The sequence below is a fragment of the Sinomonas soli genome (assembly GCF_054782415.1).
In genome coordinates, this window is sequence record NZ_BAAGSN010000003.1 from 15,094 (window position 1) to 38,994 (window position 23,901).

The 23,901-nt window shown below is 68.6% G+C and carries 23 protein-coding genes and 1 tRNA gene; 16 read left to right on the forward strand and 8 right to left on the reverse strand.

Going from position 1 to position 23,901, the window contains the following annotated elements; translation table 11 throughout:
* Positions 1 to 161 precede the first annotated feature (161 nt).
* Positions 162 to 632: a hypothetical protein gene (locus tag ACYVKZ_RS01230; RefSeq protein ID WP_460990219.1), complete on the reverse strand. Its 471-nt coding sequence runs from the start codon at positions 630 to 632 to the stop codon at positions 162 to 164.
* Between the two features lie 728 nt (positions 633 to 1,360).
* On the opposite strand from ACYVKZ_RS01230, the gene ACYVKZ_RS01235 reads away from it, so the two are divergent.
* Together ACYVKZ_RS01235 and ACYVKZ_RS01240 are read left to right on the forward strand one after the other, a co-directional pair.
* Entirely contained in the window at positions 1,361 to 2,002 is a 642-nt protein-coding gene (locus ACYVKZ_RS01235; protein ID WP_460990220.1) for a hypothetical protein, read from the forward strand.
* Positions 2,003 to 2,661: 659 nt separating this feature from the next.
* On the forward strand, positions 2,662 to 3,798 hold the full coding sequence (locus ACYVKZ_RS01240; RefSeq protein ID WP_460990221.1) for a hypothetical protein: 1,137 nt from the start codon (positions 2,662 to 2,664) through the stop codon (positions 3,796 to 3,798).
* 241 nt (positions 3,799 to 4,039) lie between these two features.
* Here the strand turns inward: ACYVKZ_RS01240 and ACYVKZ_RS01245 are convergent, their stop codons facing one another.
* The 4 genes from ACYVKZ_RS01245 to ACYVKZ_RS01260 form a co-directional block, all read right to left on the reverse strand.
* Positions 4,040 to 4,744, reverse strand: coding sequence for an 8-oxoguanine DNA glycosylase OGG fold protein (locus ACYVKZ_RS01245; RefSeq protein ID WP_460990222.1), 705 nt, complete (start codon positions 4,742 to 4,744; stop codon positions 4,040 to 4,042).
* A 587-nt stretch (positions 4,745 to 5,331) separates the two neighbouring features.
* Entirely contained in the window at positions 5,332 to 5,529 is a 198-nt protein-coding gene (locus tag ACYVKZ_RS01250) for a hypothetical protein (RefSeq protein ID WP_460990223.1), read from the reverse strand.
* Positions 5,526 to 5,822: a hypothetical protein gene (locus ACYVKZ_RS01255; protein WP_460990224.1), complete on the reverse strand. Its 297-nt coding sequence runs from the start codon at positions 5,820 to 5,822 to the stop codon at positions 5,526 to 5,528. Before ACYVKZ_RS01255 ends, ACYVKZ_RS01250 begins: the two co-directional genes overlap by 4 nt.
* Before the next feature lie 202 nt (positions 5,823 to 6,024).
* Positions 6,025 to 6,231, reverse strand: coding sequence for a hypothetical protein (locus ACYVKZ_RS01260; RefSeq protein ID WP_460990225.1), 207 nt, complete (start codon positions 6,229 to 6,231; stop codon positions 6,025 to 6,027).
* A gap of 333 nt (positions 6,232 to 6,564) precedes the next feature.
* Here ACYVKZ_RS01260 and ACYVKZ_RS01265 point away from each other — a divergent pair.
* The 3 genes from ACYVKZ_RS01265 (at position 6,565) to ACYVKZ_RS01275 (ending at position 8,141) form a co-directional block, all read left to right on the forward strand.
* Positions 6,565 to 6,630, forward strand: a tRNA-OTHER gene (locus ACYVKZ_RS01265).
* Positions 6,631 to 6,996: 366 nt separating this feature from the next.
* On the forward strand, positions 6,997 to 7,158 hold the full coding sequence (locus ACYVKZ_RS01270) for a helix-turn-helix domain-containing protein (RefSeq protein WP_460990226.1): 162 nt from the start codon (positions 6,997 to 6,999) through the stop codon (positions 7,156 to 7,158).
* 239 nt (positions 7,159 to 7,397) lie between these two features.
* Positions 7,398 to 8,141 carry a hypothetical protein gene (locus ACYVKZ_RS01275; protein ID WP_460990227.1) on the forward strand — a complete coding sequence of 248 codons (744 nt, stop codon included), beginning with the start codon at positions 7,398 to 7,400 and terminating at the stop codon, positions 8,139 to 8,141.
* A 44-nt stretch (positions 8,142 to 8,185) separates the two neighbouring features.
* On the opposite strand, the gene ACYVKZ_RS01280 is transcribed toward ACYVKZ_RS01275, so the two are convergent.
* Positions 8,186 to 8,329 carry a hypothetical protein gene (locus ACYVKZ_RS01280; protein WP_460990228.1) on the reverse strand — a complete coding sequence of 48 codons (144 nt, stop codon included), beginning with the start codon at positions 8,327 to 8,329 and terminating at the stop codon, positions 8,186 to 8,188.
* 1,119 nt (positions 8,330 to 9,448) lie between these two features.
* Between ACYVKZ_RS01280 and ACYVKZ_RS01285 the strand changes: the two genes are divergently transcribed.
* From ACYVKZ_RS01285 to ACYVKZ_RS01335, 11 genes are all read left to right on the forward strand, one after another.
* The gene (locus tag ACYVKZ_RS01285) at positions 9,449 to 10,327 is read left to right on the forward strand and encodes a substrate-binding domain-containing protein (RefSeq protein WP_460990229.1); all 879 of its coding nucleotides are present in this window, start codon (positions 9,449 to 9,451) and stop codon (positions 10,325 to 10,327) included.
* 30 nt (positions 10,328 to 10,357) lie between these two features.
* On the forward strand, positions 10,358 to 11,866 hold the full coding sequence (locus ACYVKZ_RS01290) for a sugar ABC transporter ATP-binding protein (RefSeq protein ID WP_460990230.1): 1,509 nt from the start codon (positions 10,358 to 10,360) through the stop codon (positions 11,864 to 11,866).
* Between the two features lie 11 nt (positions 11,867 to 11,877).
* Positions 11,878 to 12,945, forward strand: coding sequence for an ABC transporter permease (locus tag ACYVKZ_RS01295; RefSeq protein WP_460990231.1), 1,068 nt, complete (start codon positions 11,878 to 11,880; stop codon positions 12,943 to 12,945).
* Positions 12,946 to 12,975: 30 nt separating this feature from the next.
* On the forward strand, positions 12,976 to 14,454 hold the full coding sequence (locus tag ACYVKZ_RS01300) for an iron-containing alcohol dehydrogenase (RefSeq protein ID WP_460990232.1): 1,479 nt from the start codon (positions 12,976 to 12,978) through the stop codon (positions 14,452 to 14,454).
* A gap of 4 nt (positions 14,455 to 14,458) precedes the next feature.
* Positions 14,459 to 15,973, forward strand: coding sequence for a xylulokinase (locus tag ACYVKZ_RS01305; protein ID WP_460990233.1), 1,515 nt, complete (start codon positions 14,459 to 14,461; stop codon positions 15,971 to 15,973).
* The gene (locus ACYVKZ_RS01310; protein ID WP_460990234.1) at positions 15,970 to 16,821 is read left to right on the forward strand and encodes an HAD-IIA family hydrolase; all 852 of its coding nucleotides are present in this window, start codon (positions 15,970 to 15,972) and stop codon (positions 16,819 to 16,821) included. Before ACYVKZ_RS01305 ends, ACYVKZ_RS01310 begins: the two co-directional genes overlap by 4 nt.
* A gap of 91 nt (positions 16,822 to 16,912) precedes the next feature.
* Entirely contained in the window at positions 16,913 to 17,899 is a 987-nt protein-coding gene (locus ACYVKZ_RS01315; protein ID WP_460990235.1) for a thiamine pyrophosphate-dependent dehydrogenase E1 component subunit alpha, read from the forward strand.
* On the forward strand, positions 17,896 to 18,942 hold the full coding sequence (locus tag ACYVKZ_RS01320) for an alpha-ketoacid dehydrogenase subunit beta (RefSeq protein WP_307008443.1): 1,047 nt from the start codon (positions 17,896 to 17,898) through the stop codon (positions 18,940 to 18,942). Before ACYVKZ_RS01315 ends, ACYVKZ_RS01320 begins: the two co-directional genes overlap by 4 nt.
* 36 nt (positions 18,943 to 18,978) lie before the next feature.
* A complete protein-coding gene (locus tag ACYVKZ_RS01325; RefSeq protein ID WP_460990236.1) occupies positions 18,979 to 19,221 on the forward strand; it encodes a lipoyl domain-containing protein in 243 nt (80 codons plus the stop codon).
* A 29-nt stretch (positions 19,222 to 19,250) separates the two neighbouring features.
* The gene (locus tag ACYVKZ_RS01330; protein ID WP_460990237.1) at positions 19,251 to 20,117 is read left to right on the forward strand and encodes a class II fructose-bisphosphate aldolase; all 867 of its coding nucleotides are present in this window, start codon (positions 19,251 to 19,253) and stop codon (positions 20,115 to 20,117) included.
* Positions 20,114 to 20,782: a 2-oxo acid dehydrogenase subunit E2 gene (locus ACYVKZ_RS01335; protein WP_460990238.1), complete on the forward strand. Its 669-nt coding sequence runs from the start codon at positions 20,114 to 20,116 to the stop codon at positions 20,780 to 20,782. The genes ACYVKZ_RS01330 and ACYVKZ_RS01335 overlap by 4 nt, the downstream gene beginning before the upstream one ends.
* 552 nt (positions 20,783 to 21,334) lie before the next feature.
* Here the strand turns inward: ACYVKZ_RS01335 and pepD are convergent.
* Entirely contained in the window at positions 21,335 to 22,798 is a 1,464-nt protein-coding gene (gene pepD, locus ACYVKZ_RS01340; protein ID WP_307008449.1) for a beta-Ala-His dipeptidase, read from the reverse strand.
* Positions 22,799 to 22,883: 85 nt separating this feature from the next.
* The gene (locus ACYVKZ_RS01345) at positions 22,884 to 23,900 is read right to left on the reverse strand and encodes an ABC transporter permease (RefSeq protein WP_307008451.1); all 1,017 of its coding nucleotides are present in this window, start codon (positions 23,898 to 23,900) and stop codon (positions 22,884 to 22,886) included.
* Position 23,901 lies beyond the last annotated feature (1 nt).

A 23,901-nucleotide genomic window follows, 5' to 3' on the forward strand; every position in this document is an offset into this window, starting at 1 on the left:
TGACTGGAAATGTCCCATTACCGGAGGCGCGACCGAAATTGTCAAGTGAATGGATTTGAATGCTTCCGTATTGCGGCGGGCGGAAGGTTGCACGCGGGAGGGCAGCGTGGTCCGCGCGCAATCTGCCCGCGCAGTACGACAGGCGGCTCGCACACGCTTGGTCAGGGGGTGGGGGCGATGGGGTCGTCCGAACCCGGGAGGGGGACAGGCTCGCCGTGGACGGTGACGATCTTGCCGGTCCGCTCGGCGTGGAGCTCGAGGAGTTCGACAGGGACGGTGGCCTGGGCAAGGGCCGCGGCGTGGGCGACCTCGGCGGGGATGTGCTCGGCGGCGACGACGACCCGGTGGTTCACGGGCAGTCGGGTGCGCTCGGTCTCCCACAGTTCGAGGGCGCGGGCGAGCTGGTCGGTGTCGGCGGGCCCGGTCTGGGCTTCGATGATGAAGCGGGTCCCGTCGGCCGGATCGAACAGGAGGAAGGCGAACTGCTCGGCGCTGCGGGGGACGGTGCGTTCGAACTTGGGCATGCCGTCGGTGACGTCGAGGAGGATCGGGGACTCTTCGATGCGGGAGGCGAGCCAGGCGCCGTCTAGGCCGAGGTCGTGCAGGGACTGGGACGGCGGGGTCGTGCTCACGGCCCTGATCCTATGTGCGGGCCCGGGCCGGGGTGGGGACGCGCGCGGGGCCGGACGGTTTGGGTCCAGCAGGCAGCGGGCAAGGGAGCGGTCGAGTTCCTCTCCCATTCACGGGGCTCGGCGGGCTGGTAACCCGCGACGCCGGACGGAGGGGCCCAGCGAACGGGGGCCCTCCGCGGCGCGGGAGACCCCCTACTTTCCTCCCAGGCCTCAGAGACTGTCGGGCTCGGTGCGGGCGCGGCTTGCTTCGTCCCGGCCCTGATGGCGTTCACGCCGGCGAGCAGGGCGCTTGTACTCTCCGGTGACGCACGCGTTGCAGCCGCCCGGGCGGACTCGGGGCAGTCTTGCCCGATACCGGCCGGGGACGATAGCCTCCGCAGGTCCCCCCCACGCCGCCGGACGGCATCGTGGCCACGGTCCGGGGCTCCCCGACGCTCGCTTGGATCGTGCTCAACATGGCGCTGTCCTACCCCACGGCGCAGGTGGCCAGCTACTGGTTCTCTCGGCCCCCAGGAACCTCAGCACCGCCTAGGCCCCCCGATGCCGCCAGCCACTTCGTGCCTGAGGGCGACCTCACCGCACTCCAGCCAAGACGCGGGCACCGAAGATCCCCTGGTGGGCGTCACACACCGGCGTGGCGGCGCCTCCGGGGGCGCGGAACGCTCTTGGCGTGCAATGATTCCGACGAGCGGCGAGCCGGCCGCGCGAAGGACTGGATGGGGGGAAACATGCGGTTCAAACGGACCATCGCCGCGCTAAGTCTGATCCTGGCGTTCCTGGCAACGGGGTGCTCGGCATCCAACGGGCAGTCCACGCCCGCGTCGACTCTGGCGTCGGGCCCAGCGAGTGCCGCGCCCATGGCGCCTGCCGCCGTTCCGGCTGCCACCGCGACTACGGCTTCCCCGCCGGCCACTACCGGTTCAGCATCCGGCAAGAAGGACTGCTCCAGCCTGTCATTCGCCGGGCAGCTCAAGCAGGTCTTCGGCCCCAGCGCCGTGCTGAAAACGTCAATGCGTGCGATCACCGGGCACAACAATGCCGTGGGGGTGCAGATCCTCTGCTGGGTGCAGAACGGCCAAGTCCAATACCCCCAGGTCGCCATCAACTACCAGTCGGACAGCTACCTGTCGGACTGCTCGAAGTTCGTGAGCAACGACCCGACGGACCCGATGGGCGCCTCGGGAAACGGCAGCTATCAGATCTGCTTCGGCAAGGGAACCTTGAGTGCCGCGGGGGTGTCGTCCGGCACCCCTTCCCCCATCACCACCGAGCAGGCGTCCGAACTGGCGCACCTGGCCTACAAGGCGAAGCCGGAGCTCGATGTGCTTGGAGCCGACTGCATCAGCGCTGGATACTCCTGCGAGTATTAGCAGCCCGCCCCAACACAAGAGAACCCGACCGTGTTGCTTGGTCGGGGCGCTCTCTATTCTCCGGGCCAGAACATAGTCCTGCTGGGCGTACGGCTCGGCGATGCCGAGCTCGTGCAGGCCGTCCAGGAACGTCGTCTCGGTGTAGGGGTCGACCCACTTCACGCTCCCTGCCGGGCAGGCGGAGCCGGTGTCGGGGTGTAGCTGGAGGCCACCAACACGAGCGGGACCATACCGTTCCGCTCGGAGATGTCGTCGATCTTCGTCCGAACGGGGCGGGGTCTTGGTCGTAGGTCTGCTCGACGGGCGGCCTCGCATAACCGGCGGCGTCGAGGGCGAGGACGCCGATCTCGCGGGCGTTTGCCTGGAGCGCCTCGTGGAGTGCTTACCCGGGATCGCTGGTGCTGGGCGGGTGGTGGTCGGCGTGGTGTCGCCTCTCAGCGTTGGAGCTTGCGGACTTTGACGACGGCATCCGGGAAGTCGGCTCGGATCGCGGCGGCGATGCCTGACCCCCCCGTGTGTCCCGGCGCAGTGAGGATCGGCTCGCGGACGCCGCACATTTCCAGTCAACGGCGAGCATGTCGGCCATGTCTGCTGGGTTCCTGCAAGATTGGACTCATGCCAGTGATCCTGAGGATCTTGACCGCCCAAGGCAGTTCATCGTGAGCCCGCCCGAGCGGCCGGAACGGACCCGCCCGAATCTCCCTTGGCTCGTTGCGACCCTAGTGGTCGGCGGCACGACGCTTTGGTTCATTGTCGTGACTGCGAAAGATTCAGCCCGGGGCGGCCTGTGGCAGTCGTTTTGGATCAATGTGGCGTCTTCCGTGCTGCTCCTTGGCGTCCTGGGCCTCATCGAGCCGCGCCTGCGCAGAGCTTTCGTTGAGGCTGCGACGCGGAAGTTCGAGACCGCTGCCGAGGCGGTCGAGGAGAGGTTCGAGGCTCGCGTCGAGGAACTCGAACAGCGCGTGGAAAGCGCGAAGGCCCTTTTCGAAAGCTACATGACGGCCGAGGACGAAACGGTGGCTGCGGCGGCCTCCCGTCCTGACTTCTACACCCTCGCCGACGCCCTCGTCGCGGCGAACAAGGCGCACGCGATTGACCTCTTGCACGGGGTGACGGTCCCCGCATCCGAGGGCATCCCAAAGGTCGTCATCGGATTCCATTACGTCACTCCTGTGCGGACTAAAGGCAGAGACTTCCTCCGTGTCGCTCCGGTCATCCTCGAAGACCCGCCCCCGAGCGGCTTCTGGGCTCCGATGGAGTACGTGTGGCAGCCGGGGGCACCCCCCGAAGAGTTCGGGGCTTACCTCATGAAGCAGCTCCAGAACGGTGGTCTGAAGGACGTCACATCGAAGGTGGACTGGCCAGGTACCATCGACAGGCTCACTGATGCCCTTGCCCTCGCCTTCGAATCGAGACGGGCCGACGGCAAGCTCGCCGGCCACCTCATTGAGAAAGGCCCTGGCGACTGGGCCGTGACCAGCGCCGGAATCGAACACATCGGGCACGGCATCATCGCGGACGCGAAAGCTATCCCACCGCTCGCGACGGCCTCAATGCGCCGCAGAGGCGAGGATTCCCACGAGCTGTGGATGGACCTCGAAGGGCCCGACTGGGCTACTCCCGGAGAATGGGAGCACATGGTCGGGCGAGCGCGCATACTTCTTCCGGGCGCGAACACCCCGATGTTGATGGAGCCGACCCATTTCGCGTCGGTCAAAGAACCTGAAAGGCCAGGACCCACAGCTGGCAGTTTCGACTTCAGCAGTAACCGAAAGCCTCAGCCGAACGTCCATTAGAGTCGCGACGAATCGATGGCGTGCCTGAGATGGTCGCGGCCAAGAGCGGCAACACTCAATTTTGTGCTTGGTGCCCGACCATCAGACTGAGCCAAGAGGCTTTGGGCCGACGAGATCCGCGCAAGAGCGAAACGTCCAACAGCTGCAGGGCTGACCACCCGTACGTTGAAGGATGCCTCGTCGCACGCTATCGAGCTCCTCGCGGGGAGTCTTCGGTGTGCAAACGTACGATGCGCGTGGTTCAGCCGCGGCCGGTGGCCAGCCTGAACATTTCGGTCTCGACTTGAACAGGCGTGCGGTCATACTGCTCGCCCCAGCTCCTCAGCAGCTCGAGGTAGGCCGAGTAGGCTTTCGTGGAGCCTGGCCTGAACCAGATGTGGGCTTCGTGGCCCAACCACTTGATGATCTGGTCGTCGAGGATCGGCGCCGCGCTCGCGCCTTCAGCCTCCGGTGCAGCTGAGGCGAAGTAGAGCCACTTTGTGTAGTAAGAAGAACCAAGATGCTTGATGCGAGCGTCGGTGTTCATCTCACGGAAGCCCCCAAGAGCACCAAGGCCGCGAACTGCCTTCGCCCCTATCTGGAGTCTGTCTGCGACGGAGGGATCCACAGGAATGGACGCCACGTCATCGCCGGAGCCCTTTACGCCCGTCAGGATCCATCGAGTTCGGACGGCGCCGCGTCCGCCTTTGTCACCCCATCCCCACACCATGGCAGCGATAAACCCGGGCAGCACCCGTCCAGCCGCGAGTTCAGCCGAAACCGCTTCTGCCACGAGCCGCCGATCAATACGGTCGGGGAGAGCATCGAGCATGTTCAGAACGTCGGGCAGGTCATGCATCCGCTCCATCCAAGGTTTGCGAGACCAAGGGAACGAATGTTGAGGCCGATATGGAGCCGAAAGCGCATGGGCCAGCGCTTCAGGCACAGTCGTAGTCATAGAGCCCATGATGGCCTAGGCCCATGACATTTCAGTTGTGACTCGCTCGGTACACCACGCTGTCCACTTGCGTCACGTGGAGGATACTTATCCGGGCTCCTCGTGCCATGGTCGCCTCGGGTGCCGGTCTTGAATGGCTGGAGGGTCAGCGACTCAACAACCGCAGGCGTGGTTAGGATGGCCGGATGGTTCGTTCCCGGCTGTACCGCGACGGCAAGCTCGAACACAAGGATCTCCTCCTTGGCGAGATCCAGGGGATCCTCAGAGGCTCAACGGTCTGGATCGACTACGGAGATGCCGTAGTAGGGCGCCCACAGGGGCGGGGCGGCCTGGTAGTTGGACGGGGCCGGGGTCGGGTACTGGGGTGCACCGTACTGCGGCGCCTGCTGCTAGGGCGCCGGCGGGTACGGTTGCTGTTCGGTCGAGTACGGGCTGGGGCGCTCGGCGGAGTGCGGGTCGGGCTGCTGCGGGTCCTGGTACGGGTTGGACATGGTTCCCCCTCGGGCGTCGGTGCGGTGACGAGCCGATCGTACGGCACCGTTAGACGCGTACACCGGCGCCGCACAGGGGACCCAGCGCCGAGGGGGCGGGGTGGGTCAGGCGGCTTCTCGGAACGCGATGCAGAGCGCGTTCGTGCAGCGCCAGAGCGCGACCACGGCGCGGCCGGTGATCGTCCAGCCGAGCACCACGGTCACCCGCCCGTGCTCGTCCTCGCCGCGGTAGAACGGCAGCAGGGTCCGCCACCCGAACCAGTGCCGCTGCGGAGCCCAGAACCAGACGCGACGGCGGATCATGCGTCGGCCCCGGCGGCCTCGAGCACGTGGTGGCCGGGGCGGGCCGGCTCGAATCCGCCGCCGGTGAGGGACACGGCACTGGTCTGGCGGATCAGCCCGTTCCCGTGCAGCCACTCGTACGCGGCCTTCGGTGCGCGGCGGCGGTCTACCGCCCAGAACAGGCCGGGGCCGCGGAGCTCGTAGTGCTTAGTCACCTGGCCGGCGGCGACGGCGCAGAGGGCGTCGAGCCTAATCGGGGTGAGCTTCGGGGCGGGCTTCTCTTCGCGGTGCATGGACACCATGTGTGCGGACACGCCCGGGCGGCTGCCCGACGTGCCCGGCAGGCCCTGTCGCCGGTGCGGGTCGCTCTGATAGACAAGGGGGCAGCGCCCGACGGTTCCCGATCCCTGCTGAGGCCGATCGTGTGCGTGGACGTGCGGGAGGCGTCCGGCCGGCGCCCGGTCCATAGGGAGGCCATTGGCCGGTCGGGCGCCTTCCGCGCACCCAGCCCCCGGGTCAGGCCACGCCGTCGAGCGGGCACGGCGCCGCCTCGTCGACGAACTCAAACCCCAGGTGCAGGCCGTGGCCCGAGTCCACGGCCTGCGCCTCGAGCGCGACGGCGACGGTGCCCGGAACCCCGTGCGGGAAGTGCTCGGCGACGACGACGAGCACGTGAAGGCTGAGGTGCTGCTCGGTGCGGGCAGCGGCCTCGGCGCGGGCCACCTGCTCGTCGGTGCAGGGTCCGGGCCGGGCGTCGATGGAGACCGGGTGCCCTGACCTCTCAGGCAGGGCTGCTCGCAGCGGGTAACTGTTCCTGAGCTCGGACTCCCAGGACGCGGGGCGCGAGGGTGTCGGAAGCGCCCCGAGCTAGTCCGAGGAAGACCCTGGCCTTGGTCTGGTGGTCGACTGTCGTAGCCTATGTGGGTCACTGTCGTTCGAAACTTGGTCTCCGATTTACTCCCCACATTGGAGGTATCCCAAGGTATCGGACGGTAACTCTTCAAGCAGCAGATCAAGCCGTTTTCGCAGGTCAGAGGCCGGATTGAGGTATCCGCAGGTAGCGGTGCACAACCTCGGTCTACAAACAGAGGGTCGCCGGTTCGAATCCGGCAGGGGGCTCCACGAACCCCTCTCTCACCTGCGGGAACGCAGATTTTGAGAGGGGTTTCCCATGCCTCGGCGACGTAAGTCTCCCATTACTCTCCCACTTTCGACGGCGGATCCCTCCGAGGTCTGCCGGGCTCACCCACCGAGGCGGTGAGAGCTCCTCGGCTCACCGCACACATGGCGTTCATGATCGAAAACACGAACGTTCGACAGATCCGGCGCGAAGACCTCCCCGAGCTCCTCCTGAGTTACCGGAGGTTCCCGTGCGGAAGCGTCAGGTACGAGTGGGGTGACCTTCAGACGATCGTGATCCCCTCCCCCTGGGCCCGGCCAAGGCTCGAGCCGGGCCAGCACGCCGTACTGGCGGGTGTAGCCCCACCCGTGGCCGAGCTGGACGAGGGCGATCTGCGCGCCCGGATCGCCGAGCTCACCGACCAGGGCCTGTCCCAGGCCAAGATCACAGCCGCCCTCGGAGTGTCCCGGCCGAAGGTCCAGCGGGTCCTCAAGGCCCTGGCCGCCGAGTCCGAGGCGGCGGCAGCATGAGGCGTCGCACCGTCGCGATCCTGACCGAGGTGGCCTGGCCCTCGCCCGCTGCGAGGACGCCGGCCAGGGCGAGGGCCCCCGGTGCATTCCGCCCCGGCCCCACCCCCTTTGGCGACACCCGCACCGGGCGCCGCCCGGCGGTTCATGATGAGGGCTTGAGCCCGCGATCACACCGGTCGAAAGTAGCTAGTGAAGGTGCAACAGAATCGGTTGGTCCACGGCCACGGGGGAGCAGCATCATGAACGGAGCCGACAAGGAGAAGAGGCCCAGCAGGAAGAGGCCCAGCAGGAAGAGGCTGGCCGCCCGGGGCACCTCGCTGCTACTTGCAGCCGTCTTTCTGGCAGCGACAGTTGCTGCCTGTGCGGGTGTTGATAGCCCTGGGCCGGCGGCGGACTCCAGCAGCTCCACAGTCAGCAAAGCCGCAGAGAGCACCTCGGAGAGCACCCCGGCAGCGACCGCTACGACATCCGCCCCTCCGGCTACCGCTGCACCCGCACCTGGTCCTGTGAATGACCTGACTGGCTTTGGAGCGACCCAGGAGAAGTGGGACAGCACCCACACGGCCGACACCAGTAGGGTGCCCGGGAGTGCCTACAACCCCAGGTTCACCACCGCCGGGTGCAGCACCAACGGGGATGAGTACTACGCGATGCAGGGCACCAGCTTCTACTCGATGTGCCTGCCACCCCATCTATCCCAGGCGACCGCCCAGGCCCTGGTCATGAAGGAGTTCCCGAAGGACGCCGCCGTCCTCTGGCAGGGAAAGCAGACGAGCAGCGAACCCGACGAGTGCTACGAGGAGGAGGTGCATAGTCCCACGCTGGCGACAGCGCTCGGCGGCAGCGGCAATGCGCTCATCGAGTTCCAGACCTTCGTCCCGGGCAACTCGACCGGCCACATCAAGTACGACGCATCGAACGTGAACAACGTGCTCTTGTCAGGGCAGGACGCCCCGAGTCTCGATGCCGCTGGGGGATGCTGACGCCCACCCCGAGCCGGGGAACGAGGCCAAGTATGGCACGACTCCTAGCCGAGCATGCGGGGCAGCAGCAGGAATGCGACCGCGGTGATCACGAGCACGACCCCGAGGAACGCAGCCCCGCCGACGCCGCCGCCCTGGGGCCGGCGCGCCTGCCGGGACGACGGCGCCGGGCGCGGCTTGCGGCGCATGTCCGCCTCGGCGTCCCACTCAGGGACCGGGCCGACGACGTCTAGGGTGGACGTCCCGTGCGGCTCCGGCCGGTACAGGGTCGCAGGGAGCGGGTCGGCATCCCGCAGGGCTGCCTCCCACAGGAACCGGCGTTCGTCCGGGCTGTGCCCTCGCGCCCTCGAGATCTAGGGCCACGTCCGTTACGTGCGCGCCTCCGTCGTGGCGTGGATCGCCTCCACGACTGAGGTCGCGTGATGGCGCGGGCGAGCGGGCCCCGGGGCGCGTGGGGCATGATCAATGCGAAGAAGAACGAGACCGGGGGCAGTTGGCTTGCCAGCAGCCGCCTCCAGGGACGACGACGGGCTGACTCGCACGGACAGCAGGTTCGGGTCTGCCGAGGGCAAAGCGGAGAACGCCCTGCTGGTTGCCATACGCATCCGGCAGGACAATGGGCGGCAGGCGGCCGAGAATCCGACTGCAGCGGCGGGATTGACCTGTGCGTCGCCGGCGGCCGCGTCTACGGCCGTGCCGCCACCGCGGAGTGCCCAGACGAGGCGTCGGCCCCAGGTCCCCCTGTGCCGAGATTCCGGCGGAGCGGATCATCCATCTCTCGGGCCTCCAAGCACGAGTCATTCGTCCCGACGACGCTGCCGCAGGGAACCGCATCATGGCCCGGGCCTGCCTGAGCGGCGGCGGGGCGTCTGTGCAGACGGTCGCTCGAAGGGGGAGCCCGTCGCCGAGGCCGAGCGGGGACGGGTCGTCCTCGACGGGGGCGGCGAGCCAGGCGCCGGTGGTCAGGCGGGCGGCGTGGACGGTGACGGCGAGGACCAAGACGACCTTGAGCGCGGCCTGAGCGAAGTCGATGACCTGCTCTGCCATCCGTTTCGGCGACCGTCCTGGGGGGCGTGGGGACGGCCCCTCTTGACAATGCTGTGATCCACGTCGCAACATCGTCGCATAGCAATTTATATACTGCATAAAAACCCAGAATCACACGTGCATCTGAGACAAAGGAGACCAGAATGACCTCACGGAAGGCGATCCGGCTCGGCAGCGCTATGGCTGCTGCGGCCCTCGCAGTGTTTCCCTTGGCTGCGTGTGGGCAAGACGCTTCGGCGGGATCTGGCGGGGGCAAGAAGGTGATCGGCGTCTCCGTGGCCGACCAGAAGTCGCTCTTCTATGTCGCCGAGGTCGCCGGAATCAAGGACGAGGCCAAGAAGCAGGGCTACGACGTCAACGTCACCTCGGCCAACAACGACTCTTCTGCGCAGATCAAGCAGGTCAACGACCTGCTGACGAAGCAGATCGGCGCCCTGATCTTCACATCCCAGGACTCGACGGCGGCGGCTGCCGGCGTGCGGGCGGCAAACCAGGCCCAGGTGCCCGTCGTCGCCGTGGACCAGCGGCCAGAGTCGGGGCAGGGCAAGCTGGCGACCTACATCGCCACGGACAGCGTCAAGGCCGCCCACGATATGTGCACCTGGATGTTCAAGCAGATCGGCGGCAGCGGCGAACTCGCCATCCTGCACGGCGTGTTGGGCTCCACCGCGGAGACCCAGCGCACTCAGGGCTGCCAGAACGCGCTCAAGGAGAACCCCGGGATCAAGCTGGTCGCCGAGGAGACTGCCAACTGGGACGAGACGGAGGCCTACAAGGCCACGCAGAATATCCTCACCGCCCACCCCAACGTCAAGGCCGTCTTCGGTGAGAGCGATGCGATGGCCCTCGGCGCGGCGAAGGCCTCCAAGGCGGCCGGGAAGCAGATCTTCTCGGTGGGGATCGACGGCTTCCCCACGATGTTCGACGCCGTGGCCAGCGGCCTCACCCAGGGCACGGAGGCCCAGCAGCCCTACAAGATGGGCAAGCTCGCCGTGGACAACGCGATTGCCCTCATGAACGGCAAGGGCGGCGACATCCCTCAGGAGCAGTACCAGGACACGGTGCTGATCGATAAGGCCACGGTGGGCCAGAACAAGGTCGAGGACTTCTACGGTCCAGACGCCAAGTCCTTCAAGTGACCCGACGGGTCCGCACGGGTGGGAGGGATCATGGGCGCAGAAGGCGCTGACGGCCTGATGGCCGAAGGCCTGGTCAAGGCATACAGCGGAGTGACAGTCCTGAAGTCGGTCGACTTCCGGGTCGCTCCGGGGACGGTGGTCGGACTGGTCGGTGAGAACGGGGCGGGCAAGTCCACGCTGAGCTCGGTGATCACCGGGGTCGTCAAGCCGGACGGAGGGCGCATGACGCTCGACGGTGCGGACTACTCGCCATCGAGCCCAGCGGAGGCGCTGCGGCAGGGCGTGGCGCTCATCCATCAGGAGACGAGGCTGATCCAAGACCTGTCCGTGGCCGAGAACATCTTCCTCGGCAGGGTCCCGCAGCGTGCCGGACGCGTCGACTGGGGCCGGATGCGGCAGGAGGCCAAGTCGGTCATGGACTCCCTGGGAGTCGATGTGGATGTCCGCCGCCTCGTGCGCGGCCTGTCGATGGCACTCCAGCAGGAGATCGAGATCGCCAAGGCCCTCAGCCGAAAGCCGCGGTACGTGGTGTTCGACGAGCCCTCGGCGTCCCTCGGCGAGTCGGAGACCGAGCACGTGCTCGAGAGGATCCGCACCCTCCGCGCCGGGGGAGCCGGAGTCGTGTACATCTCGCACCGGCTCGACGAAGTCCGGGACGTGGCGGATGAGATCGTCTGCCTCCGCGACGGCTCCCGCGTCATGTCCTGGTCCTCCGGAGACGTCGCCAAGGAAGCCATCATCAACGCGATGGTGGGGCGCGAATTCACGTACGAGCACATCCCGCCTCAGCCGAGCCGCGACCACACCGTCCTCAAGGTCCGCGGGCTGGGCCGACGCGGGGCCTTCGAGGGAATCGACTTCGAGCTCAGGCAGGGCGAGGTCCTGGGCATCGCGGGCCTGGTCGGCGCCGGCCGCACCGAGGTGGTCCGCGCCATCGCCGGAGTGGACCGTCCCGATGAGGGCGAGGTCATCCTCGAGGGGCGCAGGCTGCCCTGCACGAGCCCCGGGTCCGCGATCCGGGCCGGCATCGTCATGGTGCCCGAGGACCGCAAGGGCCAGGGGCTCAACCTCGACCGGACCGCTGAGGAGAACCTGACGCTTCCGTGGGAGCGCCGCATCACCCGCTGGGGACTGGTCACGAAGAAGGCCATCCGCGAGGTGGCCACCTCACAGGGCCGCCGGCTGGATGTGCGTGGCAACATGACCCTTCCCGTGAAGTCCATGTCGGGAGGGAACCAGCAGAAGATCCTGATCGGCAAGTGGCTGGTGAAGGATCCCAAGGTCCTCATCGTCGACGAGCCGACGCGGGGGGTCGACGTGGGGGCGAAGATGGCGATCTACGAGATCATCAGGTCCCTCGCAGCCGAGGGGATAGGGGTCATCGTGGTCTCCTCCGAGCTCGAAGAGGTCCTGGGACTCTCCCACCGGGTCCTCGTCATGGCCGGCGGCCGCCAGCGGGGCATCCTCTCGCGCGCCGAGGCCACCCCCCAACGAGTCATCGACCTGGCCTTTCATTCGGCCGCTACACCTCAGCGATAGAGAGAGCAGTCATGGGAACCACCACTCACCGGGCATCCTTCGGAGAGCCCTCGGCGTCCCGCGGGGACCAGCCGGTCCAGAACACGGCGTCGCCCGCGACGCTCACGGCCAAGAGTTCTCCCGCCGGCCTCCGCTCAGGGGCCGCCCGCGCCCTCCGTGCCCTCCCGGGCCCGCTGCTCGGACTCATCGCCGTCATGATCGTATTCTCGATCCTCTCGCCCTACTTCCTCACGTGGCGCAACCTGTCCAACATCGTCAGCCAGAACGCCGACCTCGGCATCATGGCGGTAGGGGCCGCGCTGGTCATCCTCATCGGCGGGATCGACCTCTCCGTGGGCTCCAACCTCGCGCTGTCCCTGATGGTCAGCGCGTGGCTGTTCCGCTCGGCGGGCCTGCCGTTCGGCCTGTGCGTCGTGATCGGGCTCGTGACCGGCGCGGCCGTCGGGTTGGTCAACGGGATCCTCTCCACCTACGGGCGCATCCAGCCCTTCGTCGCGACGCTCGCCACCATGTCCGCCTGCGCGGGCCTGGCGCTCTACGTCACCAACGGCAACCCCATCAACGACTTCCCGGACTGGTACCTCGCCCTCACCAGCACGCCCGTCCTCGGCATCCCGCTCGAGGGGCTCATCATGGTCGCGATCTTCGTCCTCGCCGCCTTCTGGCTCCGCTTCCGCCCCACCGGGCGGGCGCTGTACGCCATCGGAGGCAACGCCGAGGTGGCGCGCCTGTCCGGCCTGAACGTGACCAGGATCAAGATCGGCGTGTACATGATCGCCGGCCTCCTGGCCGCGGTGGCGGGCGTGATCGTCGGATCCCGCCTCGACTCCGCGCAGCCGACGGCGGGCACGGCCGACCTCCTCAACGTCATCGCCGTGGTCGTGATCGGCGGAGCGAGCCTCTCCGGCGGATCGGGCGGAATGCTGAACACGTTCATCGGCCTGCTCATCATCGGGGTCCTCAACAACGGGATGTCGCTGCTCAATGTCTCCCCGAACCTCCAGCCCGTGGTCATCGGGGTCGCCATCATCGTCGCCGTCCTGACCGACCGCGCCAGCCGAAGCCGTCAGGGCTCATGACGCCGGGCCCCGCGCAGAAGAGGATTCTCCATGTCCACTGAGACGTACATCGTCGAACCGATCGCCGAGATGCTCGGCGAGGCCGATCCAGAGCGGACGCTCGCCCCCTGCGGCATCGGCCAGCTCATCATCGGCCTTGACGCGATGAGCGCCGTCCCGGCCACCCTGGGCGAGCTCCTGGCCTCCACGGCCGCGCCGCGGAACGGGGCTGCCCGGGCGCGCGTGGCGCTCCTCGTCGACAGGACCCCTATCCTGCGCGGCGAGCAGAACGTCAAGGACGCCGTCGAGGCGCAGCTCGCCGACCAGTTCGACGTCACCCGCACGGTGCTCGACGACGGGCACCCGGAACTCCACGTGGTGGACCCGATCCTCGACGAGGCGGCCGAGGCGGCCGCGGGCAAGGCAGCGGTGGTGGCCATCGGCGGGGGCACCATCAGCGACATCGCCAAGGTCGCCGTCCAGCGGGCAGGCGAGGCCGGAGAGCGGCCGGTCCTGCTCACGGTGCAGACTGCCGCCTCCGTGGACGGCTTCACGGACGACGTCTCCGTGGTCCTCCGCAACGGCGTCAAGCGCACGGTGCCCTCGGCCTGGCCGGACGCGGTGGTCTCGGACACGCGCACCATCGCCGGCGCACCGGAGGCCATGAACCGCGCCGGCTTCGGCGAGATGACCTCGATGCTCGTGGCGCCCGCGGACTGGCGCCTCGCCTCCCTCGTGGGGACCGACCCGACCTTCAAGCCCAGCGCGGTGACGCTGCTCGCCTCCGTCGGCAAGGACCTCGAGAGCTGGAGCGCCGGAGTGCGGGAGGCTCGCTCCGATGCGGTGGCCTCCCTGGCGCGCGCACTCGCCCTGCGCGGGATCGTCACCGGGGTGGCAGGGACCACGGCCGTGCTCTCCGGCGTCGAACACCTCATCAGCCACATGCTCGACCAGTACCGCGGCGGCCACGGCCTGCCGATCGGCCTCCACGGCGCCCAGGTCGGCGCCGGTGCCGTCATCGCCGCGACCGCCTGGGAGATGCTCTTCGAGCGCCTGGAGCGTGCCTCGGACCGGCCGAGGATCGCCACGAAGGCGCTGGACCGGGGCCGCGGCCGGGAGCGCATGCTGTCCGCCTTCGAACGGGTCGATCCGAGCCTGCAGGTCGCCGAGGAATGCTGGAAGGACTTCTCGGCCAAGCTCGACGCCGTGGAGCGGAACCTCCCTCGCATCACGGCTCTGCTGGGCGACTGGGCCGAGGCCCGGGATGAGCTCCGCGGCCTCGTCCGCCCCGCGGACGCCATCGCCTCGGCCCTCACCGAAGCGGGTGCACCTGCCGCCCTCTCCGACCTCGAACCGGGGGTGGAGCCCGAGCTGGGCCGCTGGGCCGTCGAGAACTGCGCGCTCATGCGCAACCGTTTCACGGTCGTGGACCTGCTCACACTCCTCGGATGGTGGGAGCCGCAGGATGTGGACGAGGTGCTGGAGCGGGCCGCGCGCGCCGGCGCGAAGGCGGAAGCAGGGGGGAAGTGACACCATGCAGCGGGACTACGTGATCGGCGTCGACTGTTCGACCACCGCCGCCAAGGCGGTCGTGTGGAACTCCCGCGGAGACTCCCTCGCCCAGGCGCGCTGCGCCTTCGGCCTGAGCCAGCCCCATCCGGGATGGGGCGAGCAGAATGCGGAAGACTGGTGGGCGGCCTCTGTCGAGGCGATCCGGCGGGCCTCCCAGGCCGTCGACGTCTCGCGCATCGGCGCCGTGTGCATCACCCACCAGCGCGAGAGCTTCGTCTGCCTGGACGCCGCGGGCCTCCCCCTCAGGCCCGCGATGCTCTGGCTGGACACCCGGGCCACCAAGGAGGTCTCCGCGTACGGGACGGAGGAGATCCACCGGCTCACCGGAAAGCCCGCGAATCCGACGCCGGCCTGGTACAAGCTGCACTGGCTGGCCGCCAACGAGCCCGACACCGTCTCCCGGATCGGGAAGGTGGTCGACGTCCACGGCTTCCTCGTCCACCGCTTCACCGGGCAATGGCTCACCTCCTGGGCCTCCGCCGACCCGCTCGGCCTCGTCGACATGACGACCTTCGACTACGACCAGTCCCTCCTGGACGCCGTGGGCCTCGAGCGCGGCCAGCTCAGCGAGCTGCGCGCCCCCGGGAGCGTGCTGGGACATCTGACGGACGACGCCGCGTGGCAGCTCGGTCTTCCCCGCGACGTTGTCGTCGTGGCCGGCGCGGGGGACGGCCAGTGCGCCCAGCTCGGGTCCGGGGCCACGGTGGGCGGGCGGGCATACCTCAACCTCGGCAGCGGCATCGTCTCCGGCACGTTCTCCGAGCACTACTCCTACGCCCAGGAATACCGGACACTCTCGGCGGCCCAGCCAGGCGCGTACACGCTCGAGACCTTCATCGGCGGCGGCACCATCAACCTGACCTGGTTCGTCGAGAAGTTCTCCGGGATCACGCAGGGCGCGCTCGGCCTCGACCTCACTCCCGAGCAGATCCTCGAGACCGCAGCGGCGAAGCTGCCCCCGGGCGCCGAGGGCCTACTGGCGCTCCCGTACTGGACCGGCGCGCTCACGCCCTACTGGGACCACCACGCCCGGGGAGTCCTGGTCGGGCTGACCGGCATCCACGGCAAGGCCCACGTCTACCGCGCCCTCCTCGAGGGGCTGGCCTTCGAGCAGCGCCTCCTGACCACCGGGGCCGAGCAGGCCCTCGCGGAGCCGGTCGCCGAGATCATCGCCCTGGGCGGCGGCTCGCGGAGCCCGGTATGGTGCCAGATCATCGCCGACGTCATGCAGCGCAGCGTCTCGGTGGTCCGGGAGCCGGAGAGCACCTGCCTGGGCGCGGGGATGCTGGCGGCCTCGGCCGTGGGCCTCCACGACTCCGTCGCGGCGGCGGCCAAGGCCATGAGCGGGCTCGGCGTCTCCTATGAGCCGCGGCCGCAGCAGTCCACGGTCTACGACCGCCTCTACGACGTCTACCGGGACATCTACCCGTCCAACCGGGCCCTGTTCGCCCGTCTGGCAGAGGCGGCGCGGCCATGAGGGCGCCGGCTCCCGGGGCGCCGGGGGTGCCCGATGCCACGGCCGTGAAGGCCTACGAGGGCTACCTCTTCGACCTCGACGGCACGATCTACCTCGGAGACGAGCTCCTGCCCGGCGCCGAGGACCTCATCAGGGGGCTGCGCAGCTCCGGCCGGGAGACCCTCTTCTTGTCGAACAATCCCACCAAGGACCCCCAGATGTACGCCGACAAGCTGACCAGGCTCGGCCTTGCCACCTCGCCGGAGCGGATCGTGAACCCCTTGGTCACGATCGTTGCGTGGCTGCGGCGGGAGGCGCCGGGCGCGGCGGTCTTCGTCATCGGCGAGGACCCCCTCGTGCGGGCCATCAGAGCGGCGGGCTTCCGCCTGACCGAGGACCCGCGGGAGGTCGATGTGGTCGTGGCCAGCTACGACCGCGGCTTCGACTACCGCAAGCTGCAGATCGCGTTCGACGCGCTGTGGCAGTACCGGCGGGCGCGGCTGGTCGCGACGAATCCCGACGCCTACTGCCCCATGCCGCAGGGCCGGGGCGAACCGGACGCCGCGGCGGTGATCGCCGCCATCGAGGCGAGCACCGGGGCGAAGTGCGAGGCGAATGTGGGCAAACCCGCGGCCGTCATGCTCACGACGGCGCTTGAGGTGCTGGGCCTGCCCGGGGCGCAGTGCCTCATGGTGGGCGACCGGCTGCACACCGACATCGCCATGGCTGCCTCGGCCAGCATCGACTCCGCACTCGTCCTGACGGGTGAGAGCACCGAGGAGATGGCGCGCCGGCTTCCGCGGGACCGGCAGCCCACCTACATCCTGCCGCGGATCGACGCGCTCCTGGCCCCGTTCGCCAGGGCCTAGGAAACCAGGTTGAAGAAGCCCTTGCTCCATGGCCGCACCCATCGGTAGAATTTCAATTCAGATTAAGAATATTTACTCAAAGCGAGGAATGATGGATCTCTCCCCAACCACCCAGCTGGAGATGCAGCGGCGCATGCTGCGGATCCGCCGCTTCGATGAGCGGGCCTCGCGCATGGTCAAGCGCGGGCAGATCCCGGGAACCGTGCACACGAGCATCGGCCAGGAGGCCCAGGTCGTAGGCGCCTGCATGGCGCTCGGCGACGGCGACTACATGTCCGGGAACCACCGCAGCCACGGGCACCCGATCGGGAAGGGCTCGCCGCTGGGCCCGCTGATGGCCGAGCTCGTGGGCAAGGCCACCGGAGTGTGTCAGGGCAAGGGCGGCTCCCTGCACCTTGCGGACTTCGCCGTCGGCAGCCTGGGGGAGTCGGGCATCGTCGGCTCCTCGATCCCGATCGCCACGGGTGCGGCGCTGTCGAGCAAGGTGCTCGGCAACGGCAAGGTCTCTCTGGCGTTCTTCGGGGACGGCGCCGCCAACCAGGGCTGCCTGTACGAGGCGATGAACCTCGCCGGCGTCTGGAAGCTGCCCGTCGTCTTCCTCTGCGAGAACAACCAGTACGCGCTCTCGACCCCGGCCCACACGGTCACCTCCGGCGTCATCGCCGAGCGTGCCGCCGGATTCGGCATGCCCGGCGTGCGCGTCGAGGACGGCCAGGACGTCCTCGCGGTCCACGAGGCCGTGGCCGAGGCGGTCGAGCGCGCCCGCCGCGGAGAGGGCCCCTCCCTCGTGGAGGTGGTGACCTACCGCTTCAACGAGCATTCCGAGGGCCTGCGCCTCGGCACCGACTACCGCGACGCGAGCGAGAAGGCGGCCTGGGTCGAGCGCGACCCGATCGTCCTGTTCCGCCAGCATCTCGAACGTGAAGGGGTGGCCTCCGCCGAGGAGCTGGACGCCCTCGAGGCCGAGGTCGTGGCCGAGGTCGACGAGGCGGTGCGCTTCACCGACGAGAGCCCCTACCCGGACCCCAGCGTCGCCTTCAAAGACCTCTACACCGAACCGATCGGAGCGATCGCATGACTGTCATGAGCTACCTCGGCGCCATCGGTGCCGCCCAGCGCGAGGCCATGGAGGCCGACGAGCGGGTCGTCATCATCGGCGAGGACGTCGAGGCCAACGTCTACGGCACCACGGGCGCCGGCAAGTCCCGCAAGGACAAGGGCGACTTCCTGGAGATGTTCGGGTCCAACCGGATCCGCAACACCCCGATCTCCGAGGAGGTCATCGTAGGTTCGGCTATCGGCGCCGCGATGACGGGCCTGCGCCCCATCGTGGACCTCTCGTACTCGAGCTTCCTGTACATGGCCATGGACCAGTTCGTGAATCAGGCGGCCAAGAACCGGTACATGTTCGGCGGCCAGGCCTCCATCCCCGTGGTCTTCCGCTCGGCGATGTTCTATGGGCTCAACACCGGAGCGCACCACTCGGACCGCCCGTACCCGATGTTCATGAACGTCCCCGGGCTGAAGATCATCGTTCCCGCCACCCCGTACGACGCCAAGGGGCTCCTGCGCACTGCGGTCGACACCGACGACCCGGTGCTGACCTTCGAGGCCTGCATGCTCTGGGGGAGCAAGGGCGAGGTGCCCGAGGAGGAGTTCTGGATCCCGTTCGGCCAGGCCCGGGTGGCACGCCAGGGGAGCGATGTCACGGTGGTGGCGATCTCCAGCGCCGTGCCCGAGGCCCTCGCGGCGGCAGAGGCCCTGGCAGAGGACGGCCTCTCGGTCGAGGTGATCGACCCGCGCACCCTCGTGCCGTTCGACACTGAGGCGGTGATCCGGTCCGTGCAGCGCACCGGCCGGCTCGTGATCGCCGATCCCGCGCACCGCACGTGCTCCGCAGCGGCGGAGATCTCGGCGATCGTCGCGGAGGAGGCCTTCGAGTCGCTCAGGGCGCCGATCATGCGGGTCACGACGCCGGACACGCAGATCCCGTTCAGCCCGGCGCTGGAGAAGCAGCTGTACCCAAACCGGGCCAAGATCGAGGACGCCATCCGGCGGGTCACCGGCCTGATGGCGAGCACCTCCAACCCAGAACTGACGTCGCCCGCGCCGCGGATGTGACGGTCCTACAGAACACCGATTGAAGGAGAGAAAGACATGGCTAGAGTCGAGGTCCTGCTGCCGCAGTGGGGTATGGGCATGAGCGAGGGCACCGTTGCCACGTGGCTCAAGAACGTCGGCGACAGCGTCGCCGAAGACGAACCGCTCGCCGAGGTCGAGGCGGAGAAGGTCGAGGAGACCCTCGAGTCTCCCGCCTCCGGCGTCCTGACGGAGATCGTCGTCCCCGAGGGCGAGACCGTCGAGGTCCGCGCCGTGCTGGCCTACATCGAGACGGCCTGACCGGGCCGAGAGCAGGAAGGGACAGGACCATGTCACAGGTTGACCCCCGCCAGATTGTCGACGAGGCCACCAGCGGCGGCTACGCCGTCGGAGCGTTCAACATGCACAACGAGGAGACTACCGAGGCCCTCGTCAGGGCCGCGGAGAGGGCCCAGTCTCCGGTCTTCCTCCAGGTCGGACGGGCGATCGTCCCGCACATGGGCCTCAAGAAGGCCTACGAGATGACCCGGCGGATCGCCGAGGAATCGGACGCGGACTACGTCATCCACCTGGACCACGGCCCGTGGGACGAGGTCTTCGAGGCGATCAAGCTCGGCTTCACGTCCATCATGTACGACGGCGCGCACCTTCCGTTCGAGGAGAACATCCGCACCACCCGCCGGGTGGTCGAGGTGGCTCACGCATTTGGCATCCCCGTTGAGGCCGAGCTGGGCAAGATCCCCAACGCCGACGAACAGGTCGACTGGTCCTCGTACTACACCGATGTGGCCCAGGCCGAGCGGTTCGTGGCCGAGACCGGGGTCGACTTCCTCGCGATCTCCGTGGGCATCGTCCACGGCGTGCCCCTCGCCAAGCCGCAGCCGCTCGACATCCAGCGCGTCAAGCAGATCGAGGCCGCGGTCGGCATCCCCCTGGTCCTGCACGGCGCCTCCGGCGTGCCCGACAACGAGATCCTCGCCGCGATGGCCGCCGGCGTGCACAAGTTCAACGCCGACACGGACCTCCGCCTCGCCTTCCGCTCGGGCATCGAGGATGTCTGGGCCCGCGGCGACCGCCAGCTCGAGGAGGCCATGGCAGAAGGCCGCGAGCGCATGATCGAGGCAACCGTCCAGAAAATGAAGCTCTACGGCTGTGCCGGCAAGGCCCAGCACCGCCGACAGCTGGTCCAGCAGTGACCACCGAGCAGCGCGAGGACAGCGTCACCACCCCCCTCAAGGGCATCCGGCGCACGGCCGCGCGGCGGATGGCGGCCGCCTGGGGCGCGCCGGCATTCCACCTCTCGACGAGCGCTGACATGGGAGCGGCGCTCTCCGTGAAGGAGCGCGCCCCGGGGGCCACGGTCACGGACGCCATCCTCGCCGCCTGCGCGGCGGCGCTCGTGGAGCATCCCGCGATCAACGCCCATTACGCCGATGAGGCCGTGACGGCCTTCGGCCAGGTCAACCTCGGCCTCGCCGTCGACACCCCGGCGGGACTCATGGTCCCGGTCGTCAAGGATGCGGCCCGGCTCGACCTGACGGGCATCGCGGAGGCGAGGCGCGACCTCGCCCAGCGTGCCCGCCAGGGAAGCCTGACGATGGCGGACGTCTCGGACGGGACCTTCACCGTCTCCAACCTGGGCATGCTGGGCATCGACTACTTCGATGCCATCCTTAACGTGCCCCAGGTGGCGATTCTCGCCATCGGCACCACGCGCGAGGAGCAGGTCAGGGATGGCGACGGCACTATCAGCTGGCGCCCTCGGGCCCGGATCACCCTGACGTGCGACCACCGGGCCGTGGACGGCGCGACCGGCGCCCGATTCCTCACCGCGGTGAAGGACCGCCTGGAGACCGCATAGCGCGGGCTGAGGCCACTGCAGTATAAGGCGCCCCCGGCCGGGAAGGCCGGGGGCGCCCTCTTGCCGTGCCCAGGCAGGAAGTGGGCAGCGACGCTGATCTACGACGGAACACCCTGCGAGCGGACTGTGGCCTGTCTTCCCGGCTTAACACAGCGAGGGCCCGCACACATTCTCGCTCCCTGCCGGGATCCCTCGACCGCGGCGGCTGGGGCCTCCTCGAGCAGGACCAGGGGAAACCGCGACCATGAGGCCCCTATCGGCTGACGACGTGCCTTCCACTAACTGGTCGATGACCCCTGCCGGATGGCCTGCACGTCACCACAAGCAGGAGGGCGCCCTGCACCAGCATCAGGTCGCGCCGCCGAGGTGCTCGGGCCGGAAGGTCCAGGGCAGCAGGCCCCACCAGCATCGACGGCGACCCGTCCTCTTGCGCTCCGTGGGGCCGGGTGGCCGGCGAGCGACCACCCGGCCCCGAAACCCGGAAAGACAAATGGCTCCCCCGGTTCCGGGCCCTCAAGCCCGGCCCCGGGGGAGCCGTTCGCGTCGTCGCCGTCAGTGGAGGCGGCTCACCACCTCGCGGATGAGGGGCCACACGCGCGCCACCGAGGTGAAGTTCACCGACTCCTTGGGGGAGTGGAGGTCATGGAGCTCGGTGCCGATCGAGATGATGTCGAGGCCTGGCAGCTTCTGGCTGAACATGCCCAGCTCGAGGCTGCACTGGGAGACGTGGACCTCGGGATCGGTGCCCATGACCTCCGAGTAGGCCTTCCGGGCGACGTCGAGGAGCTTCGAGTCCGGCCGGTAGGGGAACTCCGGCGCGTCGAGCCCGTACTGCTCGACCGACGCGCCGCCGCCCGCGAGGGCGACCAGCGAGCGCACCCTGTCGAGGATCTCGTGCTTGCGCGAGGTGACGGCCGCCGTGATGGTCGACATGAGCCGCGCACCGTCCGCCGTGGTGCGGACCGTCCCGAGGTTGTTCGAGCTCTCCACGATGCCCGGCACCGTCAGGCTCCAGCTCAGGACGCCGTTCGGGATCAGCGCGGTGAGCCGCGCGAAGCGTGCCCCCGCAGCCGCCGAGAAGGCGTGCCCCGGGCGCTCCGCCGAATCGAGCTCGAGCCGGATGCCCGGATCGGCCTTGCGGTACTCGTTGAGCAGCGTGCGCTCAAGTTCGGAGACGGCGTCGGCCACGCCGGAAACGTTCTCCGGCCGCAGCGACAGCACGACCTGGGCATCCGCCGGAATGGCGTTGTTCTGCGCTCCACCGTAGGGGTCGCTGATCCTGACGTCGAACCGGTCCATCAGGGTCGTCAGAGCCCGCGCCAGAATGAGGACGGCGTTCGCACGCTCCAGATGGATGTCGAATTCGCAGTGGCCGCCAGCCAGGCCGCGGACCTTGAGCAGGCGCGTCTCGGTGTGCGTGTCCGGCACCGGCGCCCACTCTGCGGGCACGTCGACGGTGAAGGTTACGTCGCCACTGCAGCCGGCGAGGATCTCCTTGTCGGTGATCCAGTTGAAGTCGATCATCCGCTTCCCGGACAGCTTCGACGTGTCGAACTGGGCGGCTCCCACCTTCCCCTTCTCCTCCATGGCGGTCAGGACCGCCTCGAGCGGCGGATGCGGGATGTCCTTCGAGTCCAGGAGCGCAAGGATGTAGGAGACGCCGATGCCGTTGTCGGCCCCGAGGGAGGTCCCGTTCGCCGTGACGAAGTCACCGTCGAGGAGGAGCTCGATCGGATCCTGTTCGAAGTCGTGGGTGACGCCGTCCTCCTTCTCGCACACCATGTCCAGATGCCCGTGGAGGATCAGCGGCGGTGCGCCCTCCAAGCCATGCTGACCGGGCTTCTTCACGAGGACACAGTGCAGATCATCCTGCGTCGCCTCGAGGCCACGCTCGCGGGCGAAGTCGACGACCCAGTCGGCGACCTCCTTCTCATTGCCGGAGCCGCGGGGGATGTTGGACAGGCTCTCGAAGAACGAGAACACCTCTTGGGGCTGGATCGATGTGAGGGTGGGCATCGGGCTGTTCCTTCTCTGGCTGCCCGGGCCGCCCGCTAAGGGCGGCCCGGATGGTGGTCGTGGAGGCTGGGTGAGCGGTCCGGGGCTACTTCACCACGCCCTGGCGCTTCCTGCCCATGGTCAGGGCTACGGCGACGATGATGACGAGCCCGTAGACGAGGCTCTGGGCCTGGGGGCTGATGCCCACCGCCGTCGCGCCGATGGGCACGAGGCCCACGGTGAGGGAGCCGAAGACGATGTTGATCGGATTCGTGACACCGCCGGTGATGGCCGTGCCGCCCACGATCGCGGCGGTGATGCCCGGGAGCAGCAGATCGCTACCGAGCCCGAAGGAGGAGGCGGCGCCCGCCTGGGCGATGACGAGCACACCGGCCAGCCCGGACAGCAGGCCCGAGAGGGCGAACGCTGCCACCTTCAGCCAGCGCGTCCTGAGGCCGGAGAAGAGGGCGCCGCTCTCGTTGAGGCCAACGGCGGTCATCCCCTGCCCGGCCCGGGTGAACCGGAGCACGGCCCAGAGAACGACGGCGCACACGACGCCGACCCAGAAGGCCATGGGCAGGCCCGCGATCGCGGTGCCGAACAGCGGGGCGAGCAGGTCCGTGTTGGCGGTGGCGTAGACGGTTGTCGCGTGGCTGACCTCGAGTGATGCAGCCTGCACGATGCCGAGCGTGCCGAGCGTGAGGGCGAACGACGGGATCTGGCCGAAGGCGATCAGGAACCCGTTCACGGCGCCGATCAGGGTCACCACGACGAGCGTGAGCAGGGGAGCCGCGGGCCCGAGGGGCTCCAGCGCCTGCGCGAGGATCATCGCAGAGAGAACCACGGTGGCGGCGTTGGAGAGGTCGATGGAGCCGAGGTTGAGCACCATCGCCTGGCCAAGGGCCACGAGCAGGATGGGCGCTGCCTGCACCGTCAGGATGCCGAGACCGCCGCCCGTGACGAAGGTCGGAGTCAGGACGGCCACCAGGGCGAACAGGGCGATGAAGACGGCGATTGGGCCCACCGTCTGCCATAGGCCGGCGGGACGAAGGTTCGCCCGCTTCTGCTTGCCCGAGGAGGGGGCGGAGAGCGGCTCCGGTCGGAGAACGGCGTTGTGTGTCATG